Source organism: Rhizobium viscosum (genome assembly GCF_014873945.1).
GTDB classification, from domain to species: Bacteria; Pseudomonadota; Alphaproteobacteria; order Rhizobiales; family Rhizobiaceae; genus Rhizobium; species Rhizobium viscosum.
This window is the reverse complement of sequence record NZ_JADBEC010000002.1, coordinates 138,593-151,255: the sequence shown is the minus strand read 5'-3', so window position 1 is coordinate 151,255 and position 12,663 is coordinate 138,593. Positions and strand designations below refer to the sequence as shown.

Here is a 12,663-nt window from a genome sequence, read left to right as displayed (position 1 = left end):
TGAAATGGCCGGCATGTCCTCCGTGCCGGCCATGTTTCCTCACACCGGATCGACGACGAAATCGCCGCCCCGGGCATGCTTCAGATGATTGAATGCATAGACCTGGCCGGTCATTTCCAGGGCGTCACGATAGACTGGGTCATGCCAGCCTTCGATATCGATGGAGCCGGACCAGCCGGCAAGCCGCAGCTCGGAAATGATGTCGGTCCAGTTGCTGTCGCCGAAGCCCGGCGTGCGCATGAAGACGAACTTTTCCTTGCCGAAGATGCCGTGTTCCTTGATCACATCCCAGCGGATGGTCGCGTCCTTGCCGTGGACGTGGAAGATCTTGCTCGCCCATTTGCGGATCTGCGGCAGCGGCTCGATCAGATAGACCATCTGATGGCACGGCTCCCATTCCAGGCCGATATTATCGTCGGGCGTCTCGTTGAAGATCAGCTCCCAGGCATCGGGATTATGGGCAATGTTCCAGTCGCCGGTCGCCCAGTTGCCATCCATGGCGCAATTTTCGAAGGCGATCTTGATCCCCTTGTCGGCGGCGCGCTTGGCGAGTTCGCTCCAGACCTGCTTGTAACGCGGCAGGCTCTCAGTCAGCGGCTTGTTGCGGATGCGGCCGGTAAAGCCCGCGACGCAGGTGGCGCCGAAGTGATGGGCGTTATCGATGCAATCCTTCCATCCCTGCAGCGTCTGCAGGTCCATATCCGTCTCCTCCAGCGGATTGCCGAACATGCCAAGCGTCGAGATGGTGATGTCGCGATCACCGATCGCTTCCACGCTGCGCTTGCCGAGTTCTGCAAGATCCTGGCCGTTGGTGGTCTGCCAGAAGAAGGGCTCGAAGCTTTCGAAACCCATGTCGGCAATCTGGGCAATGCGCTTGTCGGCACCGCCCTTTGAGGCGCTGACCATAGTACCTATACGAATGGCTTTGGCGGGGTTGCTCACGTCATCTATCCTTATGCTGAAATTTCAACACGTCGTCCGGTCTTGGCGCTTTCGATCGCACCGAAGACCATGGCGAGGCTTCTGATATTGTCGGAACTGGCCGTCTCCGGCCGTTTGCCGGTACGGATCGCCTCGACGAAGCTTGCAATCACGCTGGCATGGCCATGTGTTTCTTCCACACGCTCGGGCGCGGGAACTTCGACGGGTGAAAAGCCATGAAGCAGGCCCGTCTCGTCGCCAGAGGTTGCCGCCTTGAACCCGTCCTCGCCGTCCCAGGTCAGCATGCCCTTCGAGCCGACGATCCGCCACTGGCTTTCCCAACTCGTGCGCTCGCCCTCCGCACACCAGGAGCCGCGATAGGTGAAGACCACATCGTCAGAGAATTCGAAGGTCGCATTGGCCGAAGCGCCATGCCGATACCAGGATCCTTTGGGATTACGCTCAACACAATAGACGGCGAGCGGCTTCTTGCCGGCCACGTAGCGGGCGGCATCGAAAGTATGGATCGCCATGTCAAGGAGCAGGACATTGTCCATCTCTTCACGGAAGCCGCCAAAATGCGGAGCGATGAAGAAGTCGCAATGAATGCCGGTCAGCTCGCCGATTGCACCGCTTTCGACGAAGCGACGCAGGCGGCGCACACCGGAAATGAAGCGACGGTTCTGAATGATCGCATGAATCTTGCCGGTTTCGGCTGCGAGATCGATGAGTGCTGTGCCTTCGACGAGCGAAGTCGCCATTGGCTTTTCGCTGAGCACATGGCAGCCGGCCTTCATAGCCGTTGAGACGACATTAAAGCGAGCAGTCGGAATGACGACATCGAAGACGATATCTGCTTTAGTCTCGGCGATAACAGCAGCAAGATCGGTGCCGATGCGAGCCGCGCTCAAGCCGAATTCCTCGGCGAGCTTTTCGGCAGCGGCCGGATTGACGTCGACGAGGCCGACGACCTCGATTGCCTCGGCAAGATCAGGTGTTTCCTTGATAGCGCGCAGCCAGCCTTTGGACATAGCTCCGCACCCGCACAGAACGGCATTCAATTTCACGATTTCCTCCAGCGGTGCGCTTCAGATTCCTCCCGAAACGCCTTCCGTAAACGTTTACGATACTAAGCGGAAACGTTTGCTGCTGTCAATGCCAGCATGGTTCGTCAAAATGCTGCGGAAAATCACAATGCGAACGGGCGCTTAGGCAAAACCTTCGGCGATGCAGCAACAAAATTTTTTTCAAACCCCGCAAAAATACATTCCGTCTTGACGGCAAATGCTTTCCGTAAACGTTTTCCCATGGCAATAAGAGGAGATGATCCGCCCGGAAGAAAGATCGCCAGATGAAGGGTATCCGCCAGCTCGCAGAACATCTCGATATATCGATCGGGACGGTTTCGCGCGCGCTGAACGGCAAGGCCGATGTCAACGAGGAGACCCGCAAACGCGTGCTGGCTGCTGCCGAAGAATTCGGTTACGTGGCCAATCAATCCGGCCGCAGCCTGCGTCAGGGAACAACCAACGTCATCGGCCTGATGATTGAATCCAGCAAGGAGACGGTCGAAAACAGCGACAACTTCTTCCTCGGCGTCACCGGTGGGCTGCAGAGCGTGCTCTCGCGACATAAGCTCGATCTCGTCATGCTCCCCTGCCCCAGCGACGAAGACCCTTATGAATATCTGAAGCGCATGGTGGCGCGCCGTGTCGTCGATGCCATGATCATTTCCGCCACCCAACGCATCGACAAACGTATCGATCTGCTCGTCAAGGCGAAGATTCCCTTCGTCGCACTCGGTCGCAGCTCTTCCGGCGGCGGCAACTTCACCTGGATCGACCTTGATTTCGAAGGCGTCGCGACCTGCGCCGTCGACCGGCTGGTCGCGAAGGGGCATCGCCGCATTGCGATTGCCGCACCGTCAGGGGAGATCAATCTCGGCTATATCTTTGTCGATGCTTACCGGAAGGCTCTGGAGAAGCACGGAATTGCCTATGATCCGAAGCTGGTGATCCGCGTGAAATCCAGTGAACAGGGCGGCTATCAGGCCGGCGACGAACTGCTGCGGATCGAGGACAAACCGACAGCGATCATTCTGATCTACGAACTGATGGCGATCGGCCTCTACCGCCGCCTGGTCGAAGCCGGCATCGTCCCCGGCCGCGATCTCGCCGTCATCGGCTTCCGCGAGGAACCCCGCGCCAAGTTCCTACAGCCGACCCTCACCTGCTTCCGCATGTCGTTGCCCGACCTCGGCGCAGCACTTGCCGAAACCCTGCTTGCGGGGATGCCTGCCTATTCGGAAACCTACCGCGATGGAGTGCGTAACCGCATCTGGCCGTTGGAGCTTGTGCCCGCGGAAAGTGATGCCTTTTTCCTGGGATCCAAAACGTGACGCAATGCGCGTCACGCCATCCGCGTTCTTGATTAGAAACTAACGCGGCAACTGAAAACCGTCTGTGCGGCCCGTTTCATCCGCACTGGCCGATTTCGATCAAAGTTCGTACCATACTCTCGGGTTGTCGCCGGACTGGATCATCAGCCAGCGCAGATCCGTATCCTTCCAGCCCTTGATCGCGTTTGAGCGGTTGTCGAGTACCAGATCGCCTTGATCGGTCTTGACGACGAGAACGGCATGGCCTTCGCCATAGGGTGTCTTGGTAACGGCAATACGCAGCGCCTTCGGCGACCAGCCCATGGCGATGAGATGATCACGCTTCGTCAGCGCGAAATCCTCGCAATCGCCGGATTTCACATTCACCTGCCAAACATCGCCCTGATCCGGGCGGTCGTTGATCGGGCGGATCGAGCCGTTGACCGAGGCATTGACCGATCGAAGCTGCTTGCTTGCGAACGCGCTTAGCGAAACCTCAGAAGCTCCGCCGCGTGCCACGCACTCATTGGGATTTTGCGCGCAGAACATCACATGCGCGAAAGGTGCTGTAGTTCGGCGCTTTTCAGAAATATAGCTGAATGCCGGCGCTGCCTTCAATCCGCGGGCAATACCGCCGGGACCGGCCGCCTGCGCGGTCTGAACCGCAAACAGAGATGCAAGCGTCACCGCAGCAACCAATGCGTGCTTAAGCATTTTCTTACCCCGTTTCGACGACCGCTTTGCGGTCGAATGTCCATGCCGGTTGAAATCCGGCTTCCATTGGTCGAAGCTCTATCCAACTCCAGCCAATGACGGGGACCATACAGAGGCAGCGCTCTCGATCGCTTTAAATCGTTCTCAACAATTTTAACGAAGTGCGTTTTTTGAAGCGATCGAATGTTGTGGCCAATTCTGGTGTGATTGTCGCACCAGCGCCGCACGGGATTGCAAAGGTCGCGTAATTCTTGCAGACACAAGCACAGCGGCGCCGGAGGGGCGGCCGACCTTTCAAAGTTTGGCCGTGTCTGTGACGGATAGATTGAAGACCATAATTGCCGGCCTCTACAGCACGGTAGTGTTGGCTGCTGTCATTCCGTTCGGCCTGGTCGACGCAAAGCCTTTCGCAGCCGTCGCAATCTGCATGTTCGCGCTGGGTCTTGCGGCACTCCTGCTTTTCGGTGAGCCCCGGCGTGCTCGCTGGGTCTTCGTCTCGGCGCTGCTTCTTTTCATCATCACCTCGGCCTGGATCGTCATCCAGACTGTCCGCATCCCGTGGCCATCCCTCGTCAATCCGATCTGGAAGGATGCTGACGCGCTCGCCGGCACCTCGAGAGACACGATATCAGTCGCGCCGGCCGACACACTCGCGTCGCTTCTGTATATAGCGCTGCCCGTCATGACTTTTTTGACCGGGCTCATCATCGCCGATACGGACAGGCGGGCGCGGCGTATTCTAATGATGCTCGCCGTTGGCGCAGGTTTGATCTCGCTCTTCGGACTTGGCCAGTTTCTGCTCTTTCCGAAGATGCTGCTGACCGAAAGCAAGCGCTATTATCTCGACAGCCTTACTGCAGTCTTCGTCAACCGCAACACGGCGGCGACCTTCCTGGGGCTGAGTTTTCTGATACTCGCGACATTTGCCTCGGAAAACGGCCGCGCCTATTTCGGCTTTTCATCCGCGCCATCAGGCAGTTTCAACGAGGGCCTCCGTTTCTGGATTTTCGCCGGCCTCGGCCTTTCCTGCCTGACCGCGCTCATGCTCACACAGTCCCGTGCCGGACTGTTTGCAACAGGCCTCGGCTCGATCTTTTACCTCCCTTATCTCGCCGGCCAGTGGAAAAGCAGACGCTCCAGGCTGTCCCCTCAAGCGGGCACCTCGGTGACCCGAAGATGGTTCACGGTGGCCGGAGCGATCGCCCTTGTTCTCGTTTTCGCGACTATTTTCGGCGGTAGAGCCATCCTGCGTGCAGATCAGCGAGGCACTGATGACGATCGCTTCTGCGTCTGGTCCGATACGATACACGCCCTCTCGCAGAACTGGCTGCAGGGAACCGGATTCGGCACATTCCGCACGGTTTTTTCAGCCTATCGAACGCCCGATTGCGGAATTGGCGGCATTGTCGACAGGGCGCACAGCTCCTACCTCGAGGGCTTTCTGACATTGGGAATAATATTCCCTGTCGTCGTCTGCCTGATCTTTTTTGTGCTCATGCGCGCCTTCTGGAGCGGTTATCAGGCCCGCCGTCGGCTCAGACATTACTCAATTTTGGGTTGCTCAGGCACTTTGCTGACGGCGGTTCATTCCGCCGTCGACTTTTCGATTCAGATACCCGGTTTTGCCGTATTCTTCTCCGCATTTCTCGCGACGATTATCTCCATTTGCTGCGGGCGCGAAGAAAGGGCCAGTGAAAACAAGAAGGACCTGCCATCCGGCGTGAGAATCGAGCGCCCAGCGGAGATCCTTGGAATATGACGATTTAAAGGCCGGCTGCACATAAAATCGCCACTAAAGAAGATCAGAATATTCGTTTGAGTTGCATGCGAATTACCACAGAATCTTAACGTATCAACTCTCTCTAATTTACCATAACTGGAACAAACCATGTTGCCCTATTGCCACAATAACCTTCTGTTAGGTATGCAGTATCTGACAGAGTCCGATATTTACTTGTCATTTAAGTTGCCACCGGGCTAGACGGTGCTAGTGCTATTACCAAGTAGGGTCACGATGGGCATTCCTGTAACTCGACGCGGCAGCATCATTGTATCGATGCTGATCGCGCTTTCCAGCTGCACTTCTCTCCCTAGGTCCGGTCCGGACCATACGGATATTGACCGCGATGCAGCAATTAAGGTCACGACACCCGAGCGCAAGGTTGGAATCGACTATGCTCTGATCGATCTCAACAAGGGGATTCTGCCCTATTTCGACAAGATCCCGTCAAGCACTTTGCGGGGTGGGTTCGGCGGTGGCCGCGGGGGTGCTCCGGACATCCCAATCGGTTTTGGCGATGTCGTGCAGGTTTCAATTTTCGAAGCTCAGTCCGGCGGTCTCTTCATCCCGTCCGACGCGGGCAGCCGTCCGGGCAACTACATCACTCTGCCTCAGCAGACGATCGACAAGGCCGGCACGATCAGCATTCCCTATGCAGGCCGCGTTCCCGCTGCCGGCCGCATGAAGGAGGAAGTCGAACAGGATATCGAAGACAAGCTGGCGAGCCGTGCGATCGAGCCTCAGGTCGTTCTCACGACCATTACGAGCCGCTCTTCGGAAGTGGCAGTCGTCGGTGACGTTAACAATCCGCAAAAGGTCGTTCTCTCGCCGGCCGGTGATCGCATTCTCGATGCGATTTCCCAGGCAGGTGGCCTTACGACTCCGAATATCGAGACCAACGTCACGCTGCAGCGTCGCGGTAAAACGGCAACCATCGCTTACGAAACTCTACTGAAGAACCCGTCCGAAAACATCTACCTTGCGCCGGGCGACACGGTTTCAGTCGAGCACGAGCGCCGCACATTCATCGCGCTTGGCGCCTCCGGCACGAACAACCGCATCGACTTCGAGGATTCGAACCTCACCCTTGGCGAAGCCATGGCAAAGGCCGGTGGCCTCCTCGATAGCCGTGCCGATCCGCGTGAAGTCGTAGTTTATCGCAAGGTCGACCGCAGCACTCTTCAACGCCTAAATATCGACACCAGCCGCTTTAAGAGCGACCAGGTACCGGTCATCTTCCGAGCGAACCTGCGCGATCCGGCGACCCTTTTCGCGGTTCAGGAGTTCCGCATGGCCGACAAGGACGTCATGTACATCTCCAACGCTCACACTGTTGAGCTCGTGAAGTTCCTCGATATCCTGAACTCGGTTACATCCACCGTGAGGGGCGTTTCTAACGATGCCCTCGATACGCGCGATGCAGTCCGAGATCTTGGGGATTAAATATATTAAACGATACTTTGAGCACCTGACGTTGAACGGACTGGCGCTCATCGGAGCTTATGTTATAAGCTCCGTTATCTTTTGGAGGCTGGGAATGGTAAAGGCAGGGAAAAATATATTGAAAGGTACGGCTGTCTTTGCATTCGGCGCCCTTTGCTTTGCGACGTCGTCCTTTGCAGGCAACTGCTTTTCAGGTCCGGGCGCAGCAAGTGGCTCGCAGATGGACGCCTTCAATGCGACGCCGGCAAGCATTCTCGCGGGCAATCCGTCCGACAGCGTGCTCAGTGGCTCGGTTCGCGATCTTGCCGCAACCGAAACGAACGTCACGGCAACGCTGTTGACGCTGGCAGCCGATCCAGCAACAACGGATGCTCAAAGAGCAGCTATCGGCGCCGGCCTTGGGCGCGCCGTCAACGTTTGCCGTCCGCAGCACTCCGATCTCGCCGACGAGATTGCGGCAGCTGTAGCAGCAGCAATCGTCAGCAACCCTGCGCTCGGTAGCTTCCGCACAGCATTTGAAGCTTCGCTGACTGGCCAGACCGCTGTTGCGGCTCTCGGCGGTGCGGGCCCTGCAGGTGGCGGTGATATCAGCGGCCCTGGTGCGTCAGGTTTGGGTGGACCCGCTGATGGCGCGGATGGCGGCGGCGCCATCCAGAGCGGGGGTTCGCTCCAGACGGGCGCTTCAGGCGGCGGCAATTTTACGACTATCATCAACAACTCTGTCAGCGGCAGCATCTAATCCGCTTTCTAAATTCATGTAATGCTATCAGGAGAGGCCGTTCGGCCTCCCTTCTTCTCCCTTCAACATTTAAAGAAAAGCTCCTATCTCGCGCGAGTTGTTGCCGGCAGTGGAGCCGATCGTTCCTGCAGCAGGTCGGACCGGTAGGACATGCCTCAGCGCGCCAAGGCAAGCGGACAAACACGGCGAAGGGCCACGGCCCCGGTTGCGCTGTCACTTCTCTCTCCCCTAGCTGTTCTTTTTAGTCTGACGGTCATTGCATTACTGGCCTTCGCCGTTACCAATATCAGGCAGTCAGCGCGCTTTGCTGATATCTTTCTCGTCGCCGAAAGGCTTGAACAATCCGGACAGATCAGCCCTGAAACGCTCGCAAGGACGGCAGCCGACACCGACATGATCGTCTCCGGCGACTATTGCCGCTCGGATATCGTCATGGCAGGCACGACACTCGTGCTGAACAGACTGGATACGGCCAACGAGATCACGGGTTACGAGGCCTGGGCCAAGGCTGCGGACGACGCCGAGCGATATATGCGCCATGCTGTCTCCTGCATGCCGAGCGAAAGCAATCTCTGGCTCAGGCTTGCGATCGTTCGTGCTGTGATCGCTCAGGAGCCAAAATCCATTGCCCGGCTGATGACGATGTCAGCCCGGCTCGCTCCTTCGGACGAACTCGCCCTTCTCGCCCGCGTCTATTTCTGGAATCATCTGAACGTAGCAACACTTGAAAATGCACGAACCACGGTCGAAGGCGACGTCAGCCTTCTCCTGAAGCTTGGAGATTCACGGAAAGTCGCGCCGGCATTGACCAGAATCAGCGCCGCCCTGCTGCCCTATGTGAAGCAGGCCGCCACACAATTGCCGGCCAACAAGAAGGGCTCACTCACCTGGTTCGGCTTCAATCCTGACAAACAGCCGTAAGCAGTCGCTTCAGCTGAGCACGACCGCTTGTCGGTTCACGATGCGCAGCACCGTCAACCTACCCGTGGCGAACGCGCCGGTGTCGATTGCAATACGGCCATTACCAAAAAACGGTCGAGCAACCGGCGTATGACCATGCACCACAAGCAAAGGCAGCTCAGGGCCTCGCGTTAGAAAGGGCTCGCGAATCCAGAATAGATCACGGTCTCTTTGTTCAGGTAGAGCAATACCCGGCCTAATCCCGGCATGCACGAAAACGATATCCCCCACTGTGACCATTGACGGCATTTCAGCTAATAATTTTCTGTGGTGAGCTGGAACGGCATCGTTGATTGCGCGCTCTACCGCCCCATTGTTGCCATGCTTCAGCAAATAGGCGACGTCGATCCCGTATGATTTCAGCGTTTCCGAGCCAGCGAAGCGATGCCAGCTCGGAAGCAGATCCGGCTCCTCAAGCAATCGCAGAAATGCGTCGTCGTGATTACCGCACAAGGCGACTTGCATGATATTGGCTGGGGTTGGATTGCTAAGGTGCTCGATAACATCTTTAGAGGATAAGCCGCGGTCTACATAATCCCCAAGCATTACTATTAGTGCAGTGCCCGTATATCTCGAAAAATCATCGAATATCTTCTGCTTTGCTTCAAGAAGGCTGCTGTGACAGCCATGCACGTCACCTATAGCGTAGATAACAGAGAAATCGGCCGGATCGAAATGGAGCCTTTGCCGGGTTTGCTCGCGGACCGCCGGCAGAGCCCTGCCCTTACCTATGAGCTTCTGGAACACCCCAAATAAGGTTGGCTTTATAAAGCTTTGATGGCGCTTCACGTGAGAATTCGACATTCTATTTTGATCCTCAAGGCCTCGTGCCGTACTATGCGCGTCAGTTGGAGCCTATAGCGCGCATAAAACAACCTCACAACTTTCGCAGACGGCAGATATAAATTAACACAAAGTTAAAATATATTTTGCAGTCAATATGAATAATTAGCTATGATTCATCGAAAAATACTATCAATAACTACCACTGTCTTGCGTATTGTCTCTATATATCCAAATATTTCCCAAAAATTACTGATGAGTACAGGCTTTCATTGATATAGGATCCGCTGCCCGACCATCAATACACGCCTATCCTACGCACAGACTGTGAGAAAAAGCTAAATTCCTCTCACAAAATTCAGGCAAGTTGGGGTGTCACAGTGGCGTTGCCGAATGCTAAGATAGTCATTAGAAATCGCAGCCGCGAAGACACGGTGTCAATGCGGCCTGATGCGAGTTGACGGTATTGAAGCCGGGCGCTTTGTCTCGGCTCGAGCTTAAACATTGATTGACACTACTCCTTCATGTAGCGTGCGCCCACTTTCGATTGGCTTCCTGGAAGCATTTGATTAAGTGCACCTACAGACCTTTCACCGATATGACTCAACTCAACGGAGGCCTCGGATTGCTTTCACCAGATAAGGTCACGGAACATGCGAACGAAGAGTGGGAGCACTCTGAATCGCGGGACGCTATCGATGTTGAAAAGTTGATAGCGATCGCGGCACGTCAATGGCGTCCTGTTGCAATCTCTGCATTTCTGTTTCTCGTATTGGGAATTATCTACATTGTAACCGCAGTTCCGAAATATACTGCTTCATCAAGCGTGCTCATCGACCGCGGCAATAGCGAACTCCTGAGCCAACTTTCCAACGCTGGCGTCCCAGTGGAGGATGACTCGTCTGTGTTGAGCGAAGTCGAGCTTTTCAACTCCGACACAATAAGCTCGGCAGTTATCGACAAGTTGAAGCTGCTGGATAACCCGGAATTTACCTCGCCGGATAACTCGCCGATCAGCATGCTTCGTTCACTGCTCAAGTTCCGCAGTTGGTTTGCAAGCGAGGACGCCGATGATGTCGATTCCAAGCGGCGTGACGCGGCGCAAAAGCTTACCGACAATATGGACGTCGAACGTATCGGTCGCACCTATGCTCTTTCGGTAAGTTACACCTCGACCTCGCCAGATTTGGCGGCCAAGATTGCAGGCTCAATTGCTGATGCCTACCTCGTGGATAAGCTGAACTCGAAATACGAAGCGACACGACGCGCGAGTAATTGGCTTCAGGAACGCATAGACGAACTGCGACAAAAGGCACTCGAGTCAGATCTTGCAGTCCAGAAATTCCGTACCGCAAACGGCTTGTTCAACACTGGCGGCCAATACCAGCTTCTCAGCGACCAACAGCTTTCGGAATTGACGACCCAACTTATCTCCGCGCAAGCCGAAACAGCAAAGGCGCAAGCAAAATATGACCGGGTCAAATCAATCATCGACAACAAGCGTACGGATGCAATCGTAACCGACGTCCTTGATAATTCGATTTCCAACGACCTGCGTAAAAAGTATCTCGAGGCATCAAAGGTCGAGGCGGACATATCTGCCCGCTTGGGACCAGATCACATTCAAGCAGTCCGTTTGCGAAGCGAAATGGCCGAATATCAACGGTTGATGTTCGAAGAATTAAATCGAATCGCGGAAAGCTATCAAAGCGAACTTCAGGTTGCGCAAACACGTGAAAAATCGCTTCAGGACAACGTTACGCAAGCGACAAGCGTGACGGCCGCCGCAGGCGAAACGCAAGTTCAGTTGCGTGAACTCGAACGCACCGCCGATACGTATCGGAATCTTTATCAAACCTTCCTCGCCCGCTACCAAGAGGCAACCCAACAGCAGTCCTTCCCCATCACGGAAGCGCGCATCATTACCAAACCGCAGGTGCCGACGTCCGCCAGCGCACCGAAAAAGCCCCTGGTGCTTGCCCTTGCGCTGGTACTTGGCTCACTCTTCGGCGGTGGCATCGGAGCCTACCGCGAGTTTCGCGACCGCTTCTTCCGGACGGGTGATCAGGTTCGCGATGTATTGTCGCTGGAATATATCGGCCATGTGCCTGCTGTCGACGCGAAGGAAGCCGCCAACGGAGCCAGCGAGGTGGAGTCGACCCGCGGGCTGCAAACCGGCAACGGGATCACCAATTACGTGGTCAATCACCCGCTGTCGGCCTTCGCCGAAACGATGCGTAGCGCGAAGATCGCTGTCGACATGGAAAATCCGAGCTCACGCAGCAAGGTCATCGGCGTCATCTCCAGCCTCCCTGGCGAAGGCAAGTCGACCATCGCCATCAACCTTGCGCAGCTCCTTGCAATGCAGGGTTCACGCACACTGCTGATCGACGCCGACCTTCGCAACCCGGGTGCAACACGCGCCATCGGACGCCATGCGGAACAGGGCATTCTGGAAGCATTGCTGGAAGGCAGGCCGCTGAAGGACGTGCTGCTGCTCGACAGCAAGACCAGGCTCGCCTTCCTGCCGGCCGTCGTCAAGCGCCGTGTACCGCACTCCTCCGATCTGCTTTCCTCGTCCATCATGGCCAACATGCTGGATGAGCTGAAGGCACACTTCGACTATATCGTTCTCGACTTGCCTCCGCTTGGTCCGGTCGTCGATGCCCGCGCGATCAGCCCGATGCTCGATGCTTCGCTGGCTGTCATTGAATGGGGCCGTACATCGCGGCGTGTTGTTCGCACAACCTTCGCAGTTCAGCCCGAACTCATGCAAAAGTGCATCGGTGTCGTGCTGAACAAGGTCGATACGGAAAAGCTGAAGCTTTATCGTTCCTATGGTTCCGGCGAGTACTATTACAACCGCTACTCCGCCTACTATCACGAATCGTAAGAACGCCTTTCGAGCAGAGCCTGAAATGGATTATGCGGCGAATTTCGCCGCAT

The 12,663-nt window shown here is 56.1% G+C and carries 10 protein-coding genes; 6 read left to right on the top strand and 4 right to left on the bottom strand.

Going from position 1 to position 12,663, the window contains the following annotated elements:
- Nucleotides 1-39 precede the first annotated feature (39 nt).
- Together H4W29_RS21705 and H4W29_RS21700 are read right to left on the bottom strand one after the other, a co-directional pair.
- Nucleotides 40-942: a sugar phosphate isomerase/epimerase family protein gene (locus tag H4W29_RS21705; protein ID WP_192730947.1), complete on the bottom strand. Its 903-nt coding sequence runs from the start codon at nucleotides 940-942 to the stop codon at nucleotides 40-42.
- A gap of 11 nt (nucleotides 943-953) precedes the next feature.
- On the bottom strand, nucleotides 954-1,988 hold the full coding sequence (locus tag H4W29_RS21700; RefSeq protein WP_192730946.1) for a Gfo/Idh/MocA family protein: 1,035 nt from the start codon (nucleotides 1,986-1,988) through the stop codon (nucleotides 954-956).
- Nucleotides 1,989-2,272: 284 nt separating this feature from the next.
- Here H4W29_RS21700 and H4W29_RS21695 point away from each other — a divergent pair, with 284 nt between their 5' ends.
- Nucleotides 2,273-3,319, top strand: a complete 1,047-nt coding sequence (locus H4W29_RS21695) for a substrate-binding domain-containing protein (protein WP_192730945.1) — start codon at nucleotides 2,273-2,275, stop codon at nucleotides 3,317-3,319.
- A 99-nt stretch (nucleotides 3,320-3,418) separates the two neighbouring features.
- Here the strand turns inward: H4W29_RS21695 and H4W29_RS21690 are convergent, their stop codons facing one another.
- Entirely contained in the window at nucleotides 3,419-4,012 is a 594-nt protein-coding gene (locus H4W29_RS21690) for a transglutaminase-like cysteine peptidase (protein WP_192730944.1), read from the bottom strand.
- 325 nt (nucleotides 4,013-4,337) lie between these two features.
- On the opposite strand from H4W29_RS21690, the gene H4W29_RS21685 reads away from it, so the two are divergent.
- From H4W29_RS21685 to H4W29_RS21670, 4 genes are all read left to right on the top strand, one after another.
- Nucleotides 4,338-5,771, top strand: coding sequence for an O-antigen ligase family protein (locus tag H4W29_RS21685; protein WP_210332349.1), 1,434 nt, complete (start codon nucleotides 4,338-4,340; stop codon nucleotides 5,769-5,771).
- 255 nt (nucleotides 5,772-6,026) lie between these two features.
- Nucleotides 6,027-7,235, top strand: a complete 1,209-nt coding sequence (locus H4W29_RS21680; RefSeq protein ID WP_192730943.1) for a polysaccharide biosynthesis/export family protein — start codon at nucleotides 6,027-6,029, stop codon at nucleotides 7,233-7,235.
- Nucleotides 7,236-7,353: 118 nt separating this feature from the next.
- On the top strand, nucleotides 7,354-7,974 hold the full coding sequence (locus tag H4W29_RS21675) for a hypothetical protein (protein WP_246517400.1): 621 nt from the start codon (nucleotides 7,354-7,356) through the stop codon (nucleotides 7,972-7,974).
- A gap of 150 nt (nucleotides 7,975-8,124) precedes the next feature.
- A complete protein-coding gene (locus H4W29_RS21670; RefSeq protein ID WP_192730942.1) occupies nucleotides 8,125-8,895 on the top strand; it encodes a hypothetical protein in 771 nt (256 codons plus the stop codon).
- Nucleotides 8,896-8,904: 9 nt separating this feature from the next.
- On the opposite strand, the gene H4W29_RS21665 is transcribed toward H4W29_RS21670, so the two are convergent.
- Complete coding sequence (locus H4W29_RS21665) at nucleotides 8,905-9,738, bottom strand: metallophosphoesterase (protein WP_192730941.1); 834 nt, start codon at nucleotides 9,736-9,738, stop codon at nucleotides 8,905-8,907.
- Nucleotides 9,739-10,342: 604 nt separating this feature from the next.
- Here H4W29_RS21665 and H4W29_RS21660 point away from each other — a divergent pair.
- On the top strand, nucleotides 10,343-12,610 hold the full coding sequence (locus tag H4W29_RS21660; RefSeq protein WP_192730940.1) for a polysaccharide biosynthesis tyrosine autokinase: 2,268 nt from the start codon (nucleotides 10,343-10,345) through the stop codon (nucleotides 12,608-12,610).
- The last annotated feature ends 53 nt before the right edge of the window (nucleotides 12,611-12,663 follow it).